General features: G+C 72.9%; 20 protein-coding genes. 16 read left to right on the forward strand and 4 right to left on the reverse strand.

The features are described 5' to 3' along the window. The first annotated feature begins 127 nt into the window (after nt 1-127). From dxr to AB0917_RS09670, 6 genes are all read left to right on the forward strand, one after another. Nucleotides 128-1,381 carry a 1-deoxy-D-xylulose-5-phosphate reductoisomerase gene (gene dxr / locus AB0917_RS09645; RefSeq protein WP_366818952.1) on the forward strand — a complete coding sequence of 418 codons (1,254 nt, stop codon included), beginning with the start codon at nt 128-130 and terminating at the stop codon, nt 1,379-1,381. Continuing rightward, nucleotides 1,378-2,688 (forward strand): site-2 protease family protein, encoded by a 1,311-nt coding sequence (locus tag AB0917_RS09650; RefSeq protein WP_366818953.1) that lies wholly within the window; start codon nt 1,378-1,380, stop codon nt 2,686-2,688. The genes dxr and AB0917_RS09650 overlap by 4 nt, the downstream gene beginning before the upstream one ends. Nucleotides 2,689-2,876: 188 nt before the next feature. After that, nucleotides 2,877-4,031 carry a flavodoxin-dependent (E)-4-hydroxy-3-methylbut-2-enyl-diphosphate synthase gene (gene ispG, locus AB0917_RS09655; protein ID WP_366818954.1) on the forward strand — a complete coding sequence of 385 codons (1,155 nt, stop codon included), beginning with the start codon at nt 2,877-2,879 and terminating at the stop codon, nt 4,029-4,031. A 155-nt stretch (nt 4,032-4,186) separates the two neighbouring features. Next, complete coding sequence (locus AB0917_RS09660; RefSeq protein ID WP_366818996.1) at nt 4,187-5,029, forward strand: GNAT family N-acetyltransferase; 843 nt, start codon at nt 4,187-4,189, stop codon at nt 5,027-5,029. Nucleotides 5,030-5,109: 80 nt separating this feature from the next. Then, nucleotides 5,110-5,685, forward strand: coding sequence for a GNAT family N-acetyltransferase (locus tag AB0917_RS09665; RefSeq protein WP_366818955.1), 576 nt, complete (start codon nt 5,110-5,112; stop codon nt 5,683-5,685). Between the two features lie 69 nt (nt 5,686-5,754). Beyond that, on the forward strand, nt 5,755-7,458 hold the full coding sequence (locus AB0917_RS09670; protein WP_366818956.1) for a proline--tRNA ligase: 1,704 nt from the start codon (nt 5,755-5,757) through the stop codon (nt 7,456-7,458). Between the two features lie 248 nt (nt 7,459-7,706). Here the strand turns inward: AB0917_RS09670 and AB0917_RS09675 are convergent, their stop codons facing one another. The 3 genes from AB0917_RS09675 to AB0917_RS09685 are packed head-to-tail and all read right to left on the reverse strand — an operon-like array spanning nt 7,707 to nt 9,703. Then, complete coding sequence (locus AB0917_RS09675) at nt 7,707-8,639, reverse strand: aminoglycoside phosphotransferase family protein (protein ID WP_366818957.1); 933 nt, start codon at nt 8,637-8,639, stop codon at nt 7,707-7,709. Between the two features lie 30 nt (nt 8,640-8,669). Next, complete coding sequence (locus AB0917_RS09680) at nt 8,670-9,188, reverse strand: ferritin-like domain-containing protein (RefSeq protein WP_366818958.1); 519 nt, start codon at nt 9,186-9,188, stop codon at nt 8,670-8,672. Further along, complete coding sequence (locus tag AB0917_RS09685) at nt 9,185-9,703, reverse strand: fimbrillin family protein (RefSeq protein WP_366818959.1); 519 nt, start codon at nt 9,701-9,703, stop codon at nt 9,185-9,187. Before AB0917_RS09685 ends, AB0917_RS09680 begins: the two co-directional genes overlap by 4 nt. A gap of 176 nt (nt 9,704-9,879) precedes the next feature. On the opposite strand from AB0917_RS09685, the gene rimP reads away from it, so the two are divergent. The 9 genes from rimP (at nt 9,880) to AB0917_RS09730 (ending at nt 21,942) form a co-directional block, all read left to right on the forward strand. Continuing rightward, nucleotides 9,880-10,383, forward strand: a complete 504-nt coding sequence (rimP, locus tag AB0917_RS09690) for a ribosome maturation factor RimP (protein ID WP_366818960.1) — start codon at nt 9,880-9,882, stop codon at nt 10,381-10,383. 2 nt (nt 10,384-10,385) lie between these two features. Next, nucleotides 10,386-11,426, forward strand: coding sequence for a transcription termination factor NusA (gene nusA / locus AB0917_RS09695; protein WP_366818961.1), 1,041 nt, complete (start codon nt 10,386-10,388; stop codon nt 11,424-11,426). A gap of 113 nt (nt 11,427-11,539) precedes the next feature. Beyond that, a complete protein-coding gene (locus AB0917_RS09700; RefSeq protein WP_366818962.1) occupies nt 11,540-11,818 on the forward strand; it encodes a YlxR family protein in 279 nt (92 codons plus the stop codon). 148 nt (nt 11,819-11,966) lie between these two features. Next, nucleotides 11,967-15,110, forward strand: coding sequence for a translation initiation factor IF-2 (gene infB, locus AB0917_RS09705; RefSeq protein WP_366818963.1), 3,144 nt, complete (start codon nt 11,967-11,969; stop codon nt 15,108-15,110). Nucleotides 15,111-15,288: 178 nt separating this feature from the next. Continuing rightward, nucleotides 15,289-15,582, forward strand: coding sequence for a DUF503 domain-containing protein (locus tag AB0917_RS09710; RefSeq protein WP_358261703.1), 294 nt, complete (start codon nt 15,289-15,291; stop codon nt 15,580-15,582). A 36-nt stretch (nt 15,583-15,618) separates the two neighbouring features. Then, on the forward strand, nt 15,619-16,101 hold the full coding sequence (gene rbfA / locus AB0917_RS09715) for a 30S ribosome-binding factor RbfA (protein ID WP_366818964.1): 483 nt from the start codon (nt 15,619-15,621) through the stop codon (nt 16,099-16,101). Further along, the gene (gene truB / locus AB0917_RS09720) at nt 16,098-17,057 is read left to right on the forward strand and encodes a tRNA pseudouridine(55) synthase TruB (RefSeq protein ID WP_366818965.1); all 960 of its coding nucleotides are present in this window, start codon (nt 16,098-16,100) and stop codon (nt 17,055-17,057) included. The genes rbfA and truB overlap by 4 nt, the downstream gene beginning before the upstream one ends. A 300-nt stretch (nt 17,058-17,357) precedes the next feature. Next, entirely contained in the window at nt 17,358-20,942 is a 3,585-nt protein-coding gene (locus AB0917_RS09725; RefSeq protein ID WP_366818966.1) for a trypsin-like peptidase domain-containing protein, read from the forward strand. A gap of 43 nt (nt 20,943-20,985) precedes the next feature. Next, nucleotides 20,986-21,942 (forward strand): bifunctional riboflavin kinase/FAD synthetase, encoded by a 957-nt coding sequence (locus AB0917_RS09730; RefSeq protein WP_366818967.1) that lies wholly within the window; start codon nt 20,986-20,988, stop codon nt 21,940-21,942. A 25-nt stretch (nt 21,943-21,967) separates the two neighbouring features. Here the strand turns inward: AB0917_RS09730 and AB0917_RS09735 are convergent, their stop codons facing one another. Further along, complete coding sequence (locus AB0917_RS09735) at nt 21,968-22,900, reverse strand: RNA polymerase sigma-70 factor (RefSeq protein WP_366818968.1); 933 nt, start codon at nt 22,898-22,900, stop codon at nt 21,968-21,970. Between the two features lie 198 nt (nt 22,901-23,098). Here AB0917_RS09735 and AB0917_RS09740 point away from each other — a divergent pair, with 198 nt between their 5' ends. After that, complete coding sequence (locus tag AB0917_RS09740) at nt 23,099-23,578, forward strand: carboxymuconolactone decarboxylase family protein (protein ID WP_366818969.1); 480 nt, start codon at nt 23,099-23,101, stop codon at nt 23,576-23,578. Nucleotides 23,579-23,625 lie beyond the last annotated feature (47 nt).

Raw genomic sequence — 23,625 nt, forward strand, 5'->3', positions numbered from 1 at the left:
GCGCCGAGTTTTTCGGCCACGGCGATGACCTCGTCGGTGGCGTTCAGCGCGCCCGCACCGACCAGCACGGCGACCTTCCTGCCCGCATTGAGCCACACCCACAGCCGGAGCGGCAACAATGGGGGGCATGAGCGACAGCCCCGCCCCCCTCGCCGATCCGCATCTCCTCTTCGACACCGCGGACGGCCGCCGGGATCTGGTGATCCTCGGCTCCACCGGGTCCATCGGCACCCAGGCCATCGACCTGGTCCTGCGCAACCCCGACCGCTTCCGGGTCACCGCGCTCTCGGCCGCCGGCGGCCGGACCGCCCTCCTCGCCGAGCAGGCGCACCGGCTGCGCGCCGGCACGGTCGCCGTCGCCGACCAGGACGCGGTCCCCGCCCTGCGCGAGGCGCTGCGCGAGCGGTACGGGGCCGGGGAGCCGTTCCCCGAGATCCTCGCCGGACCCGACGCGGCGGCCACGCTCGCCGCGAGCGACTGCCACACCGTGCTCAACGGGATCACCGGCTCCATCGGGCTCGCCCCGACACTGGCCGCGCTGAAGGCGGGCCGCACGCTCGCCCTGGCCAACAAGGAGTCGCTGATCGTCGGCGGCCCGCTGGTGAAGGCGCTGGCCGCCCCCGGCCAGATCATCCCGGTCGACTCCGAGCACGCCGCGCTCTTCCAGGCCCTGGCCGCCGGCACCCGCGCCGATGTCCGCAAGCTCGTCGTCACCGCCTCCGGCGGTCCCTTCCGGGGCCGTACGCGCGAGGAGCTGGCCGACGTCACCCGGGAACAGGCGCTCACCCACCCCACCTGGGCGATGGGCCCGGTGATCACGATCAACTCCGCGACACTGGTCAACAAGGGCCTCGAGGTCATCGAGGCGCACCTCCTCTACGACATCCCCTTCGACCGCATCGAGGTCGTCGTCCACCCGCAGTCCTACGTGCACTCCATGGTCGAGTTCACCGACGGCTCCACCCTCGCCCAGGCCACCCCGCCGGACATGGGCGGCCCCATCGCCATCGGCCTCGGCTGGCCCGAGCGGGTCCCGGACGCGGCCCCCGCCTTCGACTGGTCGAAGGCCTCCACGTGGGAGTTCTTCCCGCTGGACACCGAGGCCTTCCCGTCGGTCGGGCTCGCCCGCCACGTCGGTACGCTCGGCTCGACGGCCCCCGCCGTCTTCAACGCGGCGAACGAGGAGTGCGTCGACGCCTTCCTCGCCGGACAGCTGCCCTTCAACGGAATCATGGATACGGTCACCGCTGTGGTGTCCGAACACGGCACCCCCGCCCCGGGAACCCCGCTCAGCGTCGCGGACGTCCTCGAAGCGGAAACCTGGGCCCGCGCACGGGCCCGGGAACTCTCGGCGAAAGCGACAGCGGAGGCGCGCGCATGAGTCTGACCTCGATCCTGCTGACGGTTCTGGGGATCGCCGTCTTCGTCGTGGGCCTGCTGTTCTCCATCGCCTGGCACGAGCTGGGCCACCTCTCCACGGCCAAGATGTTCGGCATCCGGGTCCCGCAGTACATGGTCGGATTCGGCCCCACGCTCTGGTCGAAGCAGAAGGGCGACACCGAGTACGGCATCAAGGCCATCCCGGCCGGCGGCTACATCCGCATGATCGGGATGTTCCCGCCCGGCGCCGACGGCCGCCTGGAGGCCCGCTCCACCTCACCGTGGCGCGGCATGATCGAGGACGCCCGCTCCGCCGCGTACGAGGAGCTCGAACCCGGCGACGAGAAGCGGCTCTTCTACACGCGCAAGCCGTGGAAGCGCGTCATCGTGATGTTCGCCGGCCCGTTCATGAACCTCATCCTCGCCATCGCGATCTTCATGGGCGTCGCGATGACCTTCGGCTTCCAGACGCAGACCACCGAGGTCGCCGGCGTACAGCAGTGCGTGATCTCCCAGAGCGAGAAGCGCGACACCTGCAAGGACACCGACCCGGTCTCCCCGGCCAAGGCCGCCGGCCTGAAGGAGGGCGACCGGATCGTCGCCTTCGACGGCGAGAAGGTCGATGACTGGGCCACGCTCTCCGAACGCATCCGCCAGACCATCGGACCGGCCACCATCACCGTCGAGCGCGGCGGCCAGGAGATGACCCTCGACGCGGTCCTGCGGGAGAACGCCGTCGCGAAGAAGGACGCCAAGGGCGAGGTCATCGCCGACCAGTACATCAAGGCCGGCTACCTCGGCTTCGCCGCCCAGACCGAGATCGTGCCGCTCTCCTTCGGCGACTCCGTCGTGCGCATGGGCGACATGATCGAGAACGGCGTCGACGCGATCATCGCGCTGCCGTCCAAGATCCCGGACCTGTGGAACGCGGCCTTCAGCGACGGCCTGCGCGCGGACGACTCGCCGGTCGGCGTGGTGGGCGCGGCCCGGATCGGCGGCGAGGTGATGAACCTCGACATCCCGGCCCAGAACCAGGTCGCGATGATGCTGTTCCTGCTGGCGGGGTTCAACCTGTCGCTGTTCCTGTTCAACATGCTGCCGTTGCTGCCCCTGGACGGCGGGCACATCGCCGGGGCGCTCTGGGAGTCGCTGCGGCGCAATCTGGCCAAGGTCTTCCGGCGCCCCGACCCGGGCCCGTTCGACGTGGCGAAACTGATGCCGGTCGCCTACGTGGTCGCAGGACTCTTCATCTGCTTCACGCTGCTGGTCCTGGTGGCCGACATCGTGAACCCGGTCAAGATCACCTGACGCCCGCACGGTCCGGCCGCCCCTTCCGTCCCACAGGTGACCACCGGGCACACGCCTCGTGTCCGGTCGGTCACTTTGTGATGGACTTGTCCGTACGGTGCGTATGTCCCGGCTCCGGTGCCGTAACCTCGAAGCCCGGAGCCCGCCGATATCGGGACCTTGATCCACACCTTGGGGATGCACAGCGCATGACTGCGATTTCTCTCGGAATGCCGGCCGTTCCGACCAAGCTCGCCGACCGAAGGGTCAGCCGACAGATCCAGGTCGGCACGGTCGCGGTCGGCGGCGACGCGCCCGTTTCCGTGCAGTCGATGACGACGACACGCACGTCGGACATCGGTGCCACCCTCCAGCAGATCGCCGAACTGACGGCCTCCGGCTGCCAGATCGTCCGGGTGGCCTGCCCGACCCAGGACGACGCCGACGCGCTCGCCACGATCGCGAGGAAGTCGCAGATCCCGGTGATCGCCGATATCCACTTCCAGCCGAAGTACGTCTTCGCCGCGATCGACGCGGGCTGCGCGGCGGTCCGTGTGAACCCCGGCAACATCAAGCAGTTCGACGACAAGGTCAAGGAGATCGCGAAGGCGGCCTCCGAGACCCGCACCCCGATCCGGATCGGCGTCAACGCCGGCTCCCTGGACGCGCGGCTCCTGAAGAAGTACGGCAAGGCCACCCCCGAGGCCCTCGTCGAGTCGGCCCTGTGGGAGGCGTCCCTCTTCGAGGAGCACGGCTTCGGCGACATCAAGATCTCGGTCAAGCACAACGACCCGGTCGTGATGGTCAACGCCTACCGCCAGCTCGCCGCCCAGAGCGACTACCCGCTCCACCTCGGCGTCACCGAGGCCGGACCGGCGTTCCAGGGCACGATCAAGTCGGCCGTCGCGTTCGGCGCCCTGCTCTCCGAGGGCATCGGCGACACCATCCGCGTCTCCCTCTCGGCCCCGCCGGCCGAGGAGGTCAAGGTCGGGCTCCAGATCCTGGAGGCCCTCAACCTGAAGCAGCGCCGCCTGGAGATCGTCTCCTGCCCCTCCTGCGGCCGCGCCCAGGTCGACGTCTACAAGCTCGCCGACCAGGTCAGCGCCGGCCTGGACGGCATGGAGGTCCCGCTGCGCGTCGCGGTCATGGGCTGCGTCGTCAACGGACCCGGCGAGGCCCGCGAGGCCGACCTCGGCGTCGCCTCCGGCAACGGCAAGGGCCAGATCTTCGTCAAGGGCGAGGTCATCAAGACCGTGCCCGAGTCGAAGATCGTCGAGACCCTCATCGAGGAAGCCCTGAAGATCGCCGAGCAGATGGAGAAGGACGGCATCGCCTCCGGCGAGCCCCAGGTCTCCATCAGCTGACCTGCGACTTTCCCTGTCATCACCGCCTCGTCGGGCCCCGGGCCCGGCGAGGCGGCGGCGTTGTGGGCAGCCCGCTCCCGGACCCGGGCAGCGTTCAAGGGCCTTCTTGGGTACAGTGCGGAAATCAGCAGACCGCATGGTGAGGCCCCCTCGTGTTGACGCAGACCACCACCCGGGTCCTCGAACCCAGCGACCTCGGCGCAGCGCTCGCCATCCTGGAGAGCGAGCCCGTGGCCAACGCCTTCGTCACGTCCCGCGTGCAGGTCGCGGGGCTCGACCCCTGGCGCCTCGGCGGCGAGATGTGGGGCTGGTACGCGGACGGCCGGCTCCGCTCGCTGTGCTACGCCGGTGCCAACCTGGTCCCCATCTGCGCCGGCCCCGAAGCCGTACGCGCCTTCGCCGACCGGGCCCGCCGGGCCGGCCGCCGCTGCTCCTCGATCGTCGGCCCCGCCGAGCCCACGGCCCTGCTCTGGCGACTGCTGGAGCCGGGCTGGGGCCCCGCCCGCGAGGTCCGCGCCAACCAGCCCCTCATGGTCACCGAGAGCCCCTCCGCCGACGTGACCCCCGACCCGCTCGTCCGCCGCATCCGCAAGGACGAGACCGAGGTCCTGATGCCGGCCTGCGTGGCGATGTTCACCGAGGAGGTCGGCATCTCCCCGCTCGCCGGGGACGGCGGCCTCCTCTACCAGGCCCGGGTCGCCGAACTCATCGGCTCCGGCCGCTCCTTCGCCCGGATCGACGACGGCAAGGTCGTCTTCAAGGCCGAGATCGGCGCCGCCACCCCGCAGGCCTGCCAGATCCAGGGCGTCTGGGTCGCTCCCGAACACCGCGGCAAGGGCCTCTCCGAGACCGGCATGGCCGCCGTCCTGCGCTACGCCCTGGCCGACGTCGCCCCCGTCGTCAGCCTGTACGTGAACGACTACAACACCCCCGCCCGCAAGGCCTACCACCGCGTCGGCTTCCGCGAGACCGGCACCTTCATGAGCGTGCTGTTCTGACCGAACCGGGCCGCCCGCGGGCGGACTGTCGCGGCCGCCGCGCGTCCCGGTCCGCCCGCCCCGGCCAGTAGGGTTCGCGCATGGCACCAGCAGTCACCGGGAACGGCCCCGCGGACCCCGGCATCGAGGTCGGCCCCATCGACCTGGCCGCACGCGTCGATGAAGCCCTCCACGTCCAGGCGGCCGCCTTCGGGCTCAGCCAGGACGAGATCGACGTACGCCGCCACATCGTCCTCAGACACCTGGACCACCCCCAGGCCCGCGCCCTCGGCGCCCTCACCCCCGACGGGCGGCTCGTCGGCTTCGTCTACGGCCTGCCCAACGACCGCGCCCACTGGTGGTCCACCGTCGTCGAGCCCTACCTGCGGGCCACCGGCTCCGACGGCTGGCTCGACGACTCCTTCGTCATCACCGAGCTGCACGTCCACCCCGACCACCAGCAGCACGGCCTCGGCCGCACCCTCATCACCACCATCACCGACGCCGTCCCGCACCCCCGCTCGATCCTCTCCGCGATCGACCGGGACTCCCCGGCCCGCGCCCTCTACCACGCCCTCGGCTACCGCGACCTGGCCCGCCAGGTGGTCTTCCCCAGCGCCCCGCTGCCGTACGCGGTGATGGGCGCGCCCCTGCCGCTGCTGAGGCCCGGGGACTGAATGGATTTCCGCCTGCCCGCACCGCCCGGCTAACCTCGGGCTCACCACCCTTGCGAGCAGGAGTTCATCATGGCCCAGGTCCAGCGCATGTCCCGATTGATGATCAAGACACTGCGCGACGACCCGGCGGACGCCGAGACGCTCAGCCACAAGCTGCTGGTCCGCGCCGGGTACGTGCGCCGCAACGCGGCCGGCATCTGGTCGTGGCTGCCGCTCGGCAAGAAGGTCCTGGACAACATCTCCAACGTGGTCCGCGAGGAGATGGACGCCATCGGCGCCCAGGAGGTCCTGCTGCCCGCCCTGCTGCCCAAGGAGCCCTACGAGGCGTCCGGCCGCTGGGAGGAGTACGGCGACCTGCTCTTCCGCCTCAAGGACCGCAAGGGCGGCGACTACCTCCTGGGCCCCACCCACGAGGAGATCTTCACCCAGACCGTCAAGGACCAGTGCACGTCCTACAAGGACCTGCCGGTGATGCTCTACCAGATCCAGACGAAGTACCGCGACGAGGCCCGCCCCCGCTCCGGCGTGCTCCGCGGCCGCGAGTTCCAGATGAAGGACTCGTACAGCTTCGACACCACCGACGAGGGCCTCGCGCACTCCTACGCCCTGCACCGGGCCGCGTACATCAAGATCTTCGAGCGCCTGGGCCTGGACCACCGCATCGTCTCCGCCGTCTCCGGCGCGATGGGCGGCTCCGCCTCCGAGGAGTTCCTGGCGCCCGCCGCCGCCGGTGAGGACACCTTCGCCGACTGCCCCAACTGCGACTACGCGGCCAACACCGAGGCCGTGACCTTCGCGCTCGCCCCGGTCGACGGCTCGGCGCACGGCGCGATCGAGGAGCTGGACACCCCCGACACCCCGACCATCGAGACCCTCGCCGCGCACCTGGGCGTCCCCGCCTCGGCCACCCTGAAGAACCTCCTGGTCAAGGTGGACGGCGAGATCGTGGCCGTCGGCGTCCCGGGCCACCGCGAGGTCGACCTCGGCAAGCTCGGCGAGCACCTGGCGCCCGCCGTCGTCGAGCTGGTCACCGCCGAGGACTTCGTCGGCCGCGACGACCTCGTACGCGGTTACGTCGGCCCCCAGGGCCTGGAGAAGGTCCGCTACCTCGCCGACCCCCGCGTCGCCCCCGGCACCGCCTGGGTCACCGGCGCCAACCAGGAGGGCAAGCACGCGAAGAACGTCGTCGCGGGCCGCGACTTCGAGGTCGACCAGTACCTCGACGTCGTCGTGGTCGAGGAGGGCGACCCCTGCCCCACGTGCGGCACGGGCCTCACCCTGGACCGCGCCATCGAGATCGGCCACATCTTCCAGCTCGGCCGCAAGTACGCCGACACCTTCCAGCTCGACGTGCTGGGCCAGCAGGGCAAGCCCGTCCGCGTCACGATGGGCTCGTACGGCATCGGCGTCTCCCGCGCGGTGGCCGCCCTCACCGAGCAGACCGCCGACGACAAGGGCCTGTGCTGGCCCCGCGAGATCGCCCCGGCCGACGTCCACGTCGTCGCCGCGGGCAAGGCCCTCCAGACGGAGCTGGCCCTGGACGTCTCGGAGAAGCTCAACGCGGCGGGCCTGCGGGTCCTGGTCGACGACCGCCCCGGCGTCTCGCCCGGCGTGAAGTTCACCGACTCCGAGCTGATCGGCGTGCCGAAGATCCTGGTCGCGGGGCGCCGCTCGGCCGACGGCGTCCTGGAGCTGAAGGACCGCCGCACCGGCGAGCGCGAGGAGCTCACGGTGGACGAGGCCATCGCCCGCCTCACGGCCGACCTGGCCTGATCCTGTACGAAGGTCGGTCGGTCCGGTCCCGTACGAGGCAGGTCCGGTCTTGTCCTGTACGGGACCGGCCGTCTGCTCCCGTACGGGACCGGCCCGGTCTGGTCCCGTACAAGGCCGGTCAGCCCTGATCACGTACGAGACCGGTCCGGCCTCATTCCGTACGAGACCGGTCAGCCCTGATCACGTAGAAGGAGGGCCCCCGCGCACCGAGCGCGGGGGCCCTCCTCGTACCGCGTACGTACGCGCTCCTACAGCCAGCCCGCGAACTCCAGGTTGACCTCGCCCACCTGCCGCCGCCCCTCGGCCAGCGCGCGGGTGCCCGACTCCACCGCCCGGAACAGCGTCCAGCCGTGCAGCCGCGCCTGTTCCACCTCCAGCGACTCCGCGAGCTTCTTGACCCGCCGCCGGGCCGTCACCGGGCCGCCCGGGGAGGCGATCAGGTCCTCCACCCGGTCCCGCACCAGCCGCGCCAGGTCGTAGGCGCGCTCACCCACCAGCGGCTCCGGACCCACCGTCAGCCACGGGGCACGCTCGCCGGAGAGCACCTTGCTCTGGCGGAAGTTGCCGTGCAGCAGCAGGAGTTCGGGGGAGCCCTCCACCAGTTCCGTCCGTGCCGCGAGGGCCGCGTCCACCAGTGGCGCCAGCTCCGGATCGGCCTCGGCGGCCGACTGCATCCCCGCCGTCTGCCGCCCGGTCCGCTCGGCCACGGTCTCGAAGGGGTGCCCGGCCGGCGGCTCCACCCACAGCCGCCGGACCGTGCCCGCCGCCTCCAGCAGGGCCTTGGCCTCCGGCAGCGAACGCAGCGACACCTCGTGGTGCAGCCGCTCCAGCAGCACCGCACCGCAGGCGTCGAGTCCGGCCGCGTCGAGTTCCGGGGGGTCCAGCAGCTTCACCGCGCCCCAGCCGTTCCAGTGCGCAAGCGCCGCCCGCTCCTGCTCCGGTTCGGCGCGCGGCGGGGCGATCTTCAGCACGGCCGGGGTTCCGTCGGCCCGCCGCACCAGGAGCACCAGGGCGCTGCGCCCGCCGGGGGCGGCCACCCGCTCCACGGCGAGGTCCGGCCCGGCGGCGCCGACGGCCCGTTCGGTGAGCGTGGGGAGCCGGTCCAGCCAGTCGGCCGCCTCGCCGTCCCCGTACATCTCGCCGAGCGCGCGCACCAGGCGCTGCGGCGGTTCGAAACCCATACGTCCGTTGTTCCCTTTCCGGTCCCTCGATCAGTCCTGGGGAGTGTCCTGGCCCGCGGCCTCCACCGGGCCCGTGGCGGCCGGATCGGTGCCCGGGGCCCGCTCGGCGAGCCCCGGAAAGGCTACGTTGCCGCCTCTCCAGCGGGCCGCCCGCACGGCGGCCTCCCGCAGCGCGCCCGCCGCTTCGGCGCGCGCGGGCCCTTCGGTGGCCCGTACGAGATCGGAGTAGACACCCGCCACCCGGTCCTCCAGGACGGCGGCGAGGCGGACGGCCGACGCGCTGTCGGCGACCGCGAAGGGCAGAGCGTACGCGGCGTCGGCGGCGACCGGCGCACCGCCCAGGTCACGCACGGTGCGCATGAGGGTGTCCCGGCGTGCGCGGTGCCCGTCGTACGCCGCGTTCGCCTCGGTGCGCCGCTTGCCGGGGACCCGGCCGCCGAGCACCCCGTACCCGTAGACCGCGGCGTGCTCGGCGGCCAGCGCGGCCTGCGTGGCGGTGAGGGCGGGGGAGGGTGCCCCGTCCTCGGCGGGGGCGGTCCGGACGGTCATGGGGAGGTCTCCTTGGCCAGCTCGGTCAGCAGATACGCGTGCGCCGCCGCGGCCGCGGCCACCGAGGCCAGCAGCCGCGCCAGCTCCGGCTCGGCGGTGAGCAGGGCCTCGGCGTGCGCGTCGGCCCGGCGGCGCTCGGCGGCGGCCAGTTCCTTCACGGCGGCCTCGGCGTCGGCGGGGACCGGACCGGGCGCGGGCGGGACGGCCGCCTTCCCGCCGCCCGCCGACAGGACCCTGGTGTGCTCCCGTACGGCCGCCCGCAGGGGCGCCAGGCCCTGGGCGAGCCCCGGGTGGACCTCGGCGACCAGGTCGTAGTGGGCGAGCGTCGACGCGCCGGTGCGCGCCGCCGCCGTCCGCAGCTTCCGCTCAACCCTGACCGCCTCGGCCTCGGTCCGTACGGGCCCGCGGCGGCCCTCGGTCTCCTCGTCGCCCCCGCAGCCGGTCAGCACCGCACCCAGTGCGAGAGCCCCCGTCGCGGTGAGCGCGCCCCTGCGGGTCGTCCCCGTGCGCCGCACGTTTCTCCTTCGGGCCGGGACCGATCCTGACAGGATCTGTCCTGAAGTGATCACCGCAGGCGAGCGTACCCGCGGTGACAGGGCAGGCGGACGGCAACACCCCTGGCGACCGGATACCCTTTGACCTGACACACGACGATCCCCACAACAGCACACGCGGCCGAGGAGTCACCCGGATGAGCACCACCCAGAGCGAGAGGCTGCGCGGGTTGCTGGAACCGCTCGTCAGCGCGCAGCAGCTGGACCTCGAGGAGATCGAGGTGTCCCGGGCCGGCCGACGTGGAGTGCTGCGGGTCATCGTGGACTCCGACGAGGGCGTGGAGCTGGACACCTGCGCGGAGCTGAGCCGCGCGATCTCCCAGAAGCTGGACGAGAGCGACGTGATGGGCGAGGGCGAGTACGTCCTCGAAGTCAGCTCCCCCGGCGCGGACCGCCCGCTGACCGAGCACCGCCACTACGTACGCGCCACCGGACGGCTGGCCAGGTTCCACCTCGCCGCCGACGGCTCCGGTGAGCTGGTCGCCCGCATCCTCGCGGTGGACGAGGACGGGCTCGACCTCGAGGTGCCCGGCGTCAAGGGCCGCAAGCCCACCTCCCGCCGCCTCGCCTTCGACGAGATCGCCAAGGCGCGTGTGGAGATCGAATTCAACCGCAAGGACAAGAAGGAAGAGGAGGCGTAGCCGTGGACATCGATGTGAAGCTTCTGAAGGGCTTGGCGCAGGACAAGGAGATCCCGTTCGACGTGCTCGTCGGGGCGATCGAGTCGGCCCTCCTCATCGCGTACCACCGCACCGACGGCAGCTACCGCCGGGCGCGCGTGAAGCTCGACGAGAACGGCCACGTCACCGTGTGGGCCAAGGAGGACCCGGCCGACCTCGAAGAGGGCCAGGAGCCCAAGGAGTTCGACGACACCCCCTCCGGTTTCGGCCGGATCGCCGCGACCACCGCCAAGCAGGTCATCCTGCAGCGGCTGCGCGACGCCGAGGACGACCGGACCTTCGGGGAGTACGCGGGCCACGAGGGCGATGTCGTCACCGGCGTCGTCCAGCAGGGCAAGGACCCCAAGAACGTCCTGGTCGACATCGGCAAGATGGAGGCCATGCTGCCGGTGCAGGAGCAGGTGCCGGGCGAGGAGTACACCCACGGCCTGCGTCTTCGTACGTATGTCGTACGGGTCGCCAAGGGCGTGCGCGGACCCTCCGTGACGCTCTCGCGCACCCACCCCAACCTGGTGAAGAAGCTCTTCGCGCTGGAGGTCCCGGAGATCGCCGACGGTTCCGTCGAGATCTCCGCCATCGCCCGGGAGGCCGGCCACCGCACCAAGATCGCGGTCCGCTCCACCCGTTCGGGCCTCAACGCCAAGGGCGCCTGCATCGGCCCGATGGGCGGCCGTGTGCGTAATGTCATGGCCGAGCTGCACGGCGAGAAGATCGACATCGTGGACTGGTCGGACGACCCGGCCGAGATGGTCGCCAACGCGCTCTCGCCGGCCCGGGTGAGCAAGGTCGAGGTCGTCGACCTCGGCGCCCGCTCCGCCCGGGTCACCGTGCCGGACTACCAGCTGTCGCTGGCGATCGGCAAGGAGGGCCAGAACGCCCGCCTGGCCGCCCGCCTCACCGGCTGGCGCATCGACATCCGGCCGGACACCGAGACGGACGAGGAGCGCGAGAACGCCGACCGTGAGCGGGCCGAGCGGGCCCGGGAGCGTTCGGAAAGGCGTTGACCCGGAGCGGTTCCAGGGAATAGATCTGGGCCGTACGACGCTGAGATCACGACAACGTCCGTTCGATTCTTGCCCCAAAGGGGTGAGGTCGGTACGGGGAGGTAGACTTAAACGTGTCTGGCCGGACGCAAGCCCGCGCTTGCCCCGAGCGAACCTGTGTGGGATGCCGGGAGCGAGCGGCCAAGAGCGAGCTGCTGCGCATCGTGGTGGACGAGGGCGCCTGCGCCCCTGATCCACGCGGTACGCTGCCCGGCCGGGGTGCTTACGTGCACCCCACCTCTGTCTGTCTCGACCTGGCGGTTCGCCGCCGGGCATTCCCCCGGGCCCTCAAGGCCGAGGGGCCGTTCGACACCGCGGAACTCACGCGGTTCGTCGAGCGGGTGACACCGTAAGAAAGTGAACGGCACGGGACCCCGTGCGGTCAGGTACCTCGCGAGTTGGAAGTAGGTCGAGATTGCGATGAGCACTCGATGAGTACGCGATGAGTACGCCCATGAAGTAGCGACGGTCCGGCGGTAACCCGGACCTAAAAGGAGCGAAGTGGCTAAGGTCCGGGTATACGAACTCGCCAAGGAGTTCGGAGTGGAGAGCAAGGTCGTCATGGCCAAGCTCCAAGAACTCGGTGAGTTCGTCCGTTCGGCGTCCTCGACGATCGAGGCGCCGGTTGTACGTAAGTTGACCGACGCACTGCAGGGGCCCGGCGGCAACGCCGGCAAGTCCGCTGCGAAGCCTGGCGCGCCCCGCAAGGCGACGCCCGCGAAGCCCGCGGCGCCCTCCCCGGCCGCCGCGGCACGTCCCGCTGCCCCGAAGCCCGGCGCACCGGCTCCCAAGCCGGCCGCTGCCCAGGCTCCGGAGACCAGCACCCCCGCGGCGCCCTCCGCGCCGTCGGCGGGCCCCCGTCCGGGCCCGAAGCCCGCGCCGAAGGCGGCCCCGGTGACCCCGGTCCCGGCCGCCGAGTTCTCGGCCCCGGCTCCGGCCCAGCCGGCCGCCCCCCAGCAGCCCCAGGCCCCGCGTCCCGCGGCCGCCGCCCCGGGACCGCGTCCTGCCGGTGGCCCTGCCCGTCCGGCCCCGGCCGGCGGTCAGCGTGACGGTGGCTCCCGTGACGGTGGTCAGCGTGACGGCGGCCGTGGTGGCGAGCGTGGCGGAGACCGCCCCGCACGCCCCGCGGGCCAGGGCGCACCGCGCCCCGGCGGCGCCCGTCCGGCCGGTCCCCGTCCGGGCAACAACCCCTTCACCTCCGGCGGTTCCACCGGCATGGCGCGCCCCTCGGCGCCCCGTCCCGGCGGTGCCCCGCGCCCCGGTGGCGGCTCGGAGCGCCCCGGCGCCCCGCGTCCCCAGGGCGGCCCCGGTGGCGCCCCGCGCCCCCAGGGTGGTCAGGCTCAGGGCGGTGCCCGTCCCACTCCGGGCGGCATGCCCCGCCCGCAGGCTCCGCGTCCCGGCGGCGGTCCCGCCGGTAACCGTCCCAACCCGGGCATGATGCCGCAGCGTCCCGCTGCCGGCCCGCGTCCCGGTGGTGGCCCCGGCGGTGGCCGTGGTCCCGGCGGCGGCGGTCGCCCCGGTGGCGGCGGCGGCGCGGGTCGTCCCGGCGGCGGTGGCGGCGGGTTCGCCGGTCGTCCCGGTGGCGGTGGCGGCGGCTTCGCAGGCCGTCCGGCAGGTCCCGGTGGCGGCGGCGGTGCCGGTCGTCCCGGTGGCGGCGGCGGCTTCGGCGGCCGTCCCGGCTTCGGCGGTCGTCCGGGTGGTCCCGGTGGCCGTGGTGGCACGCAGGGTGCGTTCGGCCGTCCCGGCGGTCCGGCGCGTCGTGGCCGTAAGTCGAAGCGGCAGAGGCGCCAGGAGTACGAGGCCATGCAGGCCCCGTCCGTCGGCGGCGTCATGCTGCCTCGCGGCAACGGACAGGCCGTCCGGCTGTCGCGCGGTGCCTCGCTCACCGACTTCGCGGAGAAGATCAACGCCAACCCGGCGTCGCTCGTCGCCGTGATGATGAACCTCGGCGAGATGGTCACGGCGACGCAGTCCGTCTCCGACGAGACGCTGCGGCTCCTCGCGGACGAGATGAACTACGTCCTGGAGATCGTCAGCCCCGAGGAGGAGGACCGCGAGCTGCTCGAGTCCTTCGACATCGAGTTCGGCGAGGACGAGGGCGGCGAAGAGGCCCTGGTCTCCCGTCCGCCGGTCGTGACCGTCATGGGTCACGTCGACCACGGTAAGACCCGTCTTCTGGACGCGATCCGCAAGACCAACGTCATCGCGGGCGAGGCCGGCGGCATCACCCAGCACATCGGTGCCTACCAGGTCTCCTCCGAGGTCAACGGCGAGGACCGCAAGATCACCTTCATCGACACCCCGGGTCACGAGGCGTTCACCGCCATGCGTGCACGTGGTGCGAAGTCGACCGACATCGCGATCCTCGTGGTGGCGGCCAACGACGGTGTGATGCCCCAGACGATCGAGGCGCTGAACCACGCCAAGGCGGCCGAGGTGCCGATCGTGGTCGCGGTCAACAAGATCGACGTCGAGGGTGCCGACCCGACCAAGGTGCGCGGTCAGCTCACCGAGTTCGGGCTGGTGGCCGAGGAGTACGGCGGCGACACCATGTTCGTCGACATCTCCGCCAAGCAGGGCCTCAACATCGAGGCGCTCCTGGAGGCCGTCGTCCTCACCGCCGACGCCTCGCTGGACCTGCGGGCCAACCCGGAGCAGGACGCGCAGGGTATTGCGATCGAGTCCCACCTCGACCGCGGTCGCGGTGCCGTCTCGACCGTCCTGGTCCAGCGCGGAACGCTGCGCATCGGCGACACGATGGTCGTGGGCGACGCCTACGGCCGGGTGCGCGCCATGCTCGACGACAACGGTCAGAACGTGCAGGAGGCGGGTCCCTCGACCCCCGTCCTGGTGCTCGGTCTCACCAACGTCCCGGGCGCCGGCGACAACTTCCTGGTCGTCGACGAGGACCGTACGGCCCGTCAGATCGCCGAGAAGCGTGCCGCCCGTGAGCGCAACGCCAACTTCGCCCGCAAGGGTGTCCGGTTCTCCCTGGAGAACCTGGACGAGGCGCTCAAGGCCGGTCTGGTCCAGGAGCTCAACCTCATCATCAAGGGCGACGCGTCCGGTTCGGTGGAGGCTCTCGAGTCCTCGCTGCTCCAGCTCGACGTCGGTGAAGAGGTCGACATCCGGGTCCTGCACCGCGGTGTGGGTGCGGTCACCGAGTCGGACATCAACCTGGCGACGGGTTCCGACGCCATCGTGATCGGCTTCAACGTGCGCGCCGCGGGGCGTGCCGAGCAGATGGCCGAGCGCGAAGGCGTGGACGTCCGGTACTACTCGGTCATCTACCAGGCGATCGAAGAGATCGAAGCGGCCCTCAAGGGCATGCTCAAGCCGGAGTACGAAGAGGTCGAGCTCGGCACGGCGGAGATCCGCGAGATCTTCCGCTCGTCCAAGCTGGGCAACATCGCCGGTGTGCTGGTCCGCTCCGGCGAGGTCAAGCGCAACACCAAGGCGCGCCTGCTGCGCGATGGCAAGGTCATCGCGGAGAACCTCAACATCTCCGGTCTGCGCCGCTTCAAGGACGACGTCACCGAGATCCGCGAAGGCTTCGAGGGCGGTATCAACCTCGGAAACTTCAACGACATCAAGATCGACGACGTCATCGCGACGTACGAGATGCGCGAGAAGCCGCGAGGCTGATCCGCAGGGGTTCGGCGGGGTTCCGGAGGTCCGCCTCCGGAACCCGGCCACCACGGTCGGGGCCGGTCGACGGGTCGTATTTCCGTCGATCGGCCCCGGCCGTTCCGGTACGGTTCTGAGTGTCCCCGCCAAGCTCTGGCGGGGCACGAACCCGAACCGGCGGGACATCCGGACACACATGTATGTGGGGACCCTGTCCTTCGATCTGCTCCTCGGCGACGTACGGTCGTTGAAGGAGAAACGCTCCGTCGTCCGTCCGATCGTCGCCGAACTCCAGCGCAAGTACGCGGTGAGTGCGGCGGAGACCGGCGGGCAGGATCTCCATCGCAGGGCCGAGATCGGCCTCGCCATGGTCTCCGGTGACACCGGACACCTGACGGACGTACTGGACCGGTGCGAGCGGCTGGTCGCCGCCCGCCCCGAGGTGGAGCTGCTGTCGGTGAGACGGCGGCTGCACAGTGACGAAGACTGACAGTCAAGCGAAACCAGAAGGAAGAGTGACGGACCGGTGACCGACAACGCGCGGGCCCGCAAGCTGGCCGATCGCATCCAGGTCGTGGTCGCGGAGACCCTGGACCGGCGAATCAAGGATCCGCGGCTGGGATTCGTGACGATCACGGACGCCCGGGTCACCGGCGACCTGCGGGAGGCCACGGTCTTCTACACGGTCTACGGCGACGACGAGGAGCGCGCGGCCTCCGCCGCGGCGCTGGAGAGCGCCAAGGGCGTCCTCCGTTCCGAGGTCGGCCGGCAGACCGGGGTCCGGTTCACGCCGAGCCTGGCCTTCGTCCCGGACGCCCTCCCGGACAACGCCCGCACCATCGAGGACCTCCTCGACAAGGCGCGGGCCAAGGACGCGGAGGTGCGCGAGGTGTCCACGGGCGCCAAGTACGCCGGCGACGCCGACCCGTACCGCAAGCCCGAGGACGAGGACGACGAGGCCGCGGCCGACGGCCCCTCCGAGAAGAACGAGGGCCCGGCCTCCGCATGACCGAGCAGCAGACCAACACGCCAGATGATCACAGAGGGAGCGAAGCGACCTCGGACAAGGGCGGTGGCGGGCGACGGGAGGACGGCCTTGTCATCGTCGACAAGCCGTCCGGCTTCACTTCGCACGACGTCGTGGCCAAGATGCGCGGCATCGCCCGCACCCGCCGCGTCGGCCACGCCGGGACGCTCGACCCGATGGCGACCGGGGTGCTCGTGCTCGGCGTCCAGCGGGCCACCAAGCTCCTGGGCCACCTCGCGCTGACCGAGAAGGAGTACCTGGGCACGATCCGGCTCGGCCAGGACACCGTCACCGACGACGCCGAGGGCGAGATCACCTCGTCCACCGACGCGTCCGGCGTGACCCGCGAAGGCATCGACGCCGGGGTGGCGGCCCTGACCGGCGCGATCATGCAGGTCCCGTCCAAGGTCAGCGCCATCAAGATCGACGGCAAGCGGTCCTACGCGCGGGTGCGCGGCGGCGAGGAGTTCGAGATCCCGGCCCGCCCGGTGACCGTCTCCTCCTTCCGCGTCTACGACGTCCGCGAGGCCGTCGCCGAGGACGGCACCCCCGTCCTGGACCTGGTCGTCTCCGTCGTCTGCTCCTCGGGCACGTACATCCGCGCCCTCGCCCGGGACCTCGGTGCCGGACTCGGTGTCGGCGGCCACCTGACCGCCCTGCGCCGCACCCGCGTCGGCCCGTACGGACTGGACGCGGCCCGCACGCTGGAGGCGCACCAGGAGGAGCTGACGGTGATGCCCGTCGCCGAGGCGGCCGCCTCCGCCTTCTCCCGCTGGGACGTGGACGAGAAGCGCGCCAAGCTGCTCCTGAACGGCGTACGGCTGGACATGCCCGCCTACCCGCCGGGGCCGGTCGCGGTCTTCGGGCCGGACGGGGCGTTCCTCGTGCTCGTGGAGGAGGAGAAGGGCAAGGCCAAGAGCCTCGCCGTCTTCGCCTGAGCCGCTCCCCGGACGAGCCCGAGCCGTCTTTCCCGGGCGCCGGCCCGATCGGTCATTCCCGGGCGCCGGCCCGAGCCGTCTTTCCCGGGCGCCCGCTCCCCGCACCTCCTGTGTGGAGCGGGCACCCATCCCCCATCCGGCGCCCGCTCCACCTTCCCCGCCCCGGGGCCATCTCTGCTCCCGACGGGACACGCCTATTCACCCCATCGGACGGGCGCTCGGAGCGAATGGCGGGGGCGTGGGGGGCGCGTTCCCCGTCCGCGCTACTCCTGGAGATCACCGACGGCCTAACGTCGGACCATGGGCAGTGGGGACCGGTCGACGCTGGTGAGAATCTGTGATCAGGCCGGCCGGCCGCGGGGGACGGGATTCGTCGCGGACGACCGCGGCACGGTCGTCACCGCCCACCAGGCCGTCACCTCCCCGGGCCCGTTCCTCCTCCACGGCACCGACGGCCGCACCTGTTCCGTCGGCCCCGACGACATCACCGCGCTCCCCGCCCTCGGCCTCGCCCTCCTGCGTACGGGCGGCCCCGAGGCCCTCGGCGTGGAGCCGCTGCCCATCGCCGTACGGGACCGGATCGAGCCCGGCAGCTACGTCGGGATCGCCGCCCACGGCCGCCGCGAGGCCCGGGTCCTGGGCACCACCCCCGCCACCTACACCGCCCCGGACGGCCCCCACCCCGTCCCCGCCGCCCTGGAACTCGCCCTCGGCACCGACGGGCGCGACGCCCTGCGCTCCGGCGGCGCGGCGATCGGGGGACCGGTCGGCGACCCGGCCACCGGCGCGGTCCTCGGCCTCCTGTGCACCGCCCTCACCACCCCGTACGAGGCCGCCGGGCTCGCCCTGCCCCTCCCGCGCGGCGCCGACGCCACCCTGGACGCCCTCCTGGAGCGCAACGCCACCGCCGCCCCCGGCTACGGCCCCGACCTCAACCTCGCCAGCGCCCTCCAGCTCACCGCCACCTCCGTCGGCTCGGCGGACGGACCGAAGGCCCGCACCGCACCGGTCGAGCGCACCGACGTGAGCGCGGAGTTCGCCGCCTTCGAAGCCGGTACGGGCCCGGTCCTGGGCCTCGTCGGCGCCCCCGGCACCGGCCGCACCACCGAGCTGGCCGCCCTCGCCGCCCGCCGGGCCGACGGCGAGGAGCCCGCCCCCACCCTCTGGCTGCGCGGCGCCGACCTGCTCGCCGACGACACCTCGATCGTGGACGCGGCCGACCGTACGCTCACCCGCTCGGCCCGGATCGTCGCCGCGGCCGGGGCCCTCGGCGACATGGCGACGGCGACGGCGGAGCGGATCGCCGCTCTCGCCGCCGAGGCGGGCCGCCCCCTCCTCGTGGTCCTGGACGGCCCCGAGGAGATGCCGCCGCTGCCGGCCCACCGGCTCGCCGAGTGGACGGCGTCCACCGCCACCTGGCTGCGCGAGCACGGCGTCCGGCTCGTCGTCGCCTGCCGCCCCGAGCACTGGGGGACGGCCGGGGCCCTCTACCCGCCCGGCGCCCTGCACCGCCCCGGCCGCCCCGCCCGCGGGCTGCCCCCGGCCCTGCGCCTGGCCGACCTCACCCCCGACCAGGCCGAACGGGCCAAGGAACGCCTCGGCATCCCGCCGCACGCCCTCGCCCCCGGCCACGACCGCCACCCGCTCACCCTGCGGCTGCTCGCCGAGGTCCGCGAGGCCCTGCCGCCCGGCGTCCCGGGCCGCCCCGACACCGAGGACGTCTTCGGCGCCCACCTGGACCTCATGTGCGTGCGCATCGCGGTGCGGATCGCGGCCGCCGCCGACGAGCAGCCCCGCGGCACCGCCGTACGCCGGCTGGCCGCCCGGGTGGCGGGCCAGGTCCACGAGGCGGCCCGGCGCTGTCTGGGCCCGGGGCAGGGGGAGCTGGACCGGGAGGCGTTCGAGGAGGTCTTCCCCTGGCGCACCGGGTGGGCCTCGGCCGTGCTGACCGAGGGGCTCCTGGTCCCGGCCGGGGCCGGTTACCGCTTCGCCCACGAGGAGCTGGGCGACTGGGTGCAGGGCGCGCATCTGGACCTGGACGCGGCGCTGCGCTCCCTGGTGCACCGCTGGCACCGGGGGAGCGGCGGGCGGGAGCGGGTGCCGCGCCCCCGGGCCGTCGGGGAGCCCCGTGCCGTGGGGCAGGGCGGCGCCGCCGACGGGCCCCGTTCCCTGCCCGTGCCCCGGCACCGGATCGGGCCGGTGATCCAGGCGATGGTGCTCCTCGGCCGCCGCCAGGGCACCGCCGCGCTCGCGCACCGGATGGCCGACCTGATCGAGGCGCTGGACCGGCTCTGGAGCGACGAGGGCCCCCGCGACGCGGACGCCGCCTGGTGGGCCGCCCACCTCCTGGGCGGGAGCCTGCTCCGGGTGCCCGACGCCCGCCCGTACCTCGGCGTCCTGCGGGTCCTCGCCGGGCGCATCACCCGGCGAGCGGCCGCCGCCGGGGGACCGGCGGGCCCCAAGGCGTACGGGGAGTTCGGGCCCTGGTTCTGGCGGCGGCTGCGGCTGCCCGAGGAGGACCGCATCGACCTGCTGCGCCGCCTCCTGCCGGCCGACGGGGCGGCCCGCACCGACGGCGACGAGCGGTATCTGGACGCGGTGGCCCGCCGCCTGGCGCTCGATGCCCGCACCGTGCAGCCGCTGCTCTGCCGCTGGTTCACCGACGAGCGCCCGCTGCTCGTGGGAGCCCACGCGCCGGACGTACCCCTGCGCCCCACCGTCGCCGCCGCCGCGCAGGCCCTGCTCCACGCCCGCCGGGACCTGGCCGTCGACGACCTCACCGACGCGCTGGTGTCCACCCCGCACCCCAGGGCCGGCGAGCTGCTCGCCGCGCTCGCCGAGGACGAGCCCACCGCGCTCTGCCGGGCCGTGGAGCGCTGGGCCCGCGACGAGGACCGCCCGGCCCGCCGCTCCGCCGCCGCCCGGTACGGCGGGCTCCTCCAGCCGCGGGTCACCGCCGAGGGCGACCGGTCCCTGCTCCGCTCCGCCGCCCTGGCCCTGCTGGAGCGCCCCGAGGACGCCGGCCTGCACGCCGCCGCCCTCACCCTCCTCGTCCGGGACCCGCAGACCAGGGGCCGCCACCTCCCGCAGGCCCTGAGGCTCTTCGCGCACGGCGACCCCCGGCTCCCCGTGGAGCTGCTCGCCGAGGTCTTCCCGGCCCACCCGGAGCCGGTGCTCGCCGCCCTCCGCGCCCGTCTGGCCCGCCCCGGCGACGGCGCCGGTGCGGTGCTGCGGGCCCTGGCCGGGCTCGACACGCCCGCGCTCGCGCTGCACGTCGCCGGGCTCGTGCGCGAGTACATCGACGCCCACCCGGAGGACGGCACGCACGCGGCGGAGTACGTCGACCTCCGCCTCGAACACGGCCCCGCCGCCCGCGCACTGCTCCTCCCCCTGGTCACCGGGCTCCTGAGGGACCGCCCCGCCCCGCCGGCGGTCCGCGCCGCACTGGCCCGGGTGCTCGCCGGGGCCGGGTCCGCCGCCTCCCGGCCGCTGCGGGCCGAGCTGCTGGAGGTCCTGCTGGAGTTCGAGCAGACCACCGGACGCGACCCGGACGTGCTGTGCGCCCTGCTCCAGGCCGCGGCGGCCGGGGCGGGGGCCCGCCCGGAGATCCGTACGCGCGCGCTCGTCCACCGCACCGGCATGCTCCTCGTCCGCACTCCGGAGGGCGCCGCCCGCTTCGATAGGTGCCTGGTCGAACTGGCCCAGGACGTGCCCGGATTCGCCGCCCTCGTCATCCGCTGGCTCGCCGACGCCCCGCAGGAGTGGGCCGCGGTGGTGGGCCCCAGCGCCCGGCGCACGGTGGAGGCGTTGGAGACATCACGTCAGGCGATGCCGATGCCGATGCAGGCGGCGGGGCGTGAGCATGGCAGTCTTAGACCTGCGTAATCGACATACACACGTACACAGGTTCGGGCGAGGAGCGGTCACAGTGCAGCGCTGGCGTGGCTTGGAGGACATCCCCCAGGACTGGGGACGCAGCGTCGTCACCATCGGCTCCTACGACGGCGTGCACCGCGGACACCAGCTGATCATCGGGCGCGCCGTCGAGCGCGCCCGTGAGCTGGGCGTTCCGTCCGTCGTCGTCACCTTCGACCCGCACCCCAGCGAGGTCGTCCGCCCCGGCAGCCACCCGCCGCTGCTCGCCCCGCACCACCGCCGCGCCGAACTCATGGCGGAGCTGGGCGTGGACGCGGTGCTGATCCTGCCGTTCACCGCGGAGTTCTCGAAGCTGTCGCCCGCCGACTTCATCGTGAAGGTCCTCGTCGACAAGCTGCACGCGAAGGCCGTCATCGAGGGCCCCAACTTCCGCTTCGGCCACAAGGCGGCGGGGAACGTGGCCCTGCTGACCGAGCTGGGCGCCACCTACGACTACACCGTCGAGGTCATCGACCTGTTCGTGACCGGCGCGGCGGGCGGCGGCCAGCCGTTCTCCTCCACCCTCACCCGCCGGCTCGTCTCGGAGGGTGATGTGGCGGGCGCCGCCGAGATCCTGGGCCGCCCGCACCGGGTGGAGGGCGTCGTGGTGCGCGGCGCCCAGCGCGGTCGCGAGCTGGGTTTCCCCACGGCCAACGTGGAGACCCTCCCGCACACCGCGATCCCCGCCGACGGCGTCTACGCGGGCTGGCTGGAGGTGGCGGGCGAGTCGATGCCCGCCGCGATCTCGGTCGGCACCAACCCGCAGTTCGACGGCACCGAGCGGACGGTGGAGGCGTACGCGATCGACCGCGTCGGCCTGGACCTGTACGGGCTGCACGTGGCCGTCGACTTCCTCGCCTACGTACGCGGGATGCTGAAGTTCGACACGATCGACGACCTCCTGGTGGCGATGGCCGCCGACGTGAAGCGGTGCGGCGAGCTGATCGCCGCGTACGAGCGCGACCACTGACCCGCCCCCTCCCCGCCCTTCGTGCTCAGCGGCGCAAGGCGGTCTCCCGCCCCAGCTGCGACAGCTTCTCGGGGTTGCGCACGGCGTAGAGACCGGTGACGAGGCCGTCGTCGACGCGCACCGCCAGGACGGTGTCGATCTGCCCGCCGAGCCGGACGAGCAGCGCCGGGTCACCGTTGACCTGTGTCGGCTCCAGCGACATCGCGGCGGCGATCCTGCCCAGCACTCGGGCCACCCGGGCCGCCCCGACGACGGGCGCCGGCGCGGCGGGGACGACCCCGCCGCCGTCGGTCAGCAGGACGACGTCCGGCGCGAGGATGTCGAGCAGGCGCCGCAGGTCACCCGTCTCGACCGCCCGCTGGAACGCTTCGACGGTACGGCGGGTCTCGGCGGCGGAAGCGACCCCGCGCGGCCGGCGCGCGGCGACGTGGGCCCGTGCCCGGTGGGCGATCTGGCGGACCGCGGCCGGGCTCCTGTCGACGGCCCCGGCGATCTCGCCGTACCCGAGGCCGAACACCTCGCGCAGCACGAACACCGCCCGCTCCGTCGGGGTGAGCGTCTCCAGCACCAGCAGCATCGCCATCGAGACGCTGTCGGCCAGCTCGACGTCCTCGGCCACGTCGGGCGTGGTCAGCAGCGGTTCGGGCAGCCAGGGGCCGACGTAGGTCTCCTTGCGCCGCCCGAGCGTGCGCAGATGGCTCAGCGCCTGCCGGGTGGTGATCCGGACCAGGTACGCGCGCTGATTCCGTACGGTGCCGGGGTCGACGCCCACCCACCGCAACCAGGTCTCCTGAAGGACGTCCTCGGCGTCGGCGGCCGAGCCGAGCATCTCGTAGGCGACGGTGAACAGGAGGTTGCGGTGGGCGACGAACGCCCGGGTCGCGCTGTCGTCGCGCTCACCCCGAGCTGCCGGCTCGGATGCGTCCTTCGCCCCGTCGCCCGTGGTTCCGTCGTCCATCGTCGGCTCCTGCCCCGTTCGTTCCCGTACGCGTGCGCTCTCGACCGTGTCGTACACCGGACGCCGGCCACCACCGTTCTGTGACACCCGAAGTCCGTGACGCACGCCACATCGCCGGGCCGTCACAGATGCCGGAGCGTCGGCATCCCGTGTTCGTCCGGTGCGCAGGCACGGAACACCACGAGTGAGGACGAGGTCATGGAAGCTCGGTTCAACCTGTTCGACAGCCCGACCGCCGCGAAGGTCGCCAAGCGGTTCTACACCACCGCGTCGGCCCTGGAAGGGTCCACGCTGCCGAAGACCCTGCGGGAACTGCTGGAGCTGCGGGTCGGCCAGATCAACGGCTGCGGTTTCTGCGTGGACGTCCACACCAAGGAGGCCGTGGCCGCCGGGGAGACCGCGCTCCGGCTCAACCTGGTGGCCGCCTGGCGGCACAGCACCGTCTTCACCGAGGCGGAGCGGGCCGCGCTGGCGCTCGCCGAGGAGGGCACCCGGCTCGGCGACCACGGTGTGTCCGACGAGACCTGGGCCGCGGTGCGCAAGCACTACGACGACGACGAGGTCGGTGCGCTGGTCTGCCTGGTCGCCCTGATCAACGCGGCCACCCGGATGAACGTCATCGTGCACAACCCGGGCGGCTCGTACGAGCCCGGCATGTTCACCGGCACGTCGAGCTGACCGCCGAGCGGGGCCCCGGCCCGGCCCGCCGCGCGCCGGGCCCGTAC

The organism is Streptomyces sp. NPDC007346 (assembly GCF_040703535.1).
Classification (GTDB): Bacteria; Actinomycetota; Actinomycetes; order Streptomycetales; family Streptomycetaceae; genus Streptomyces.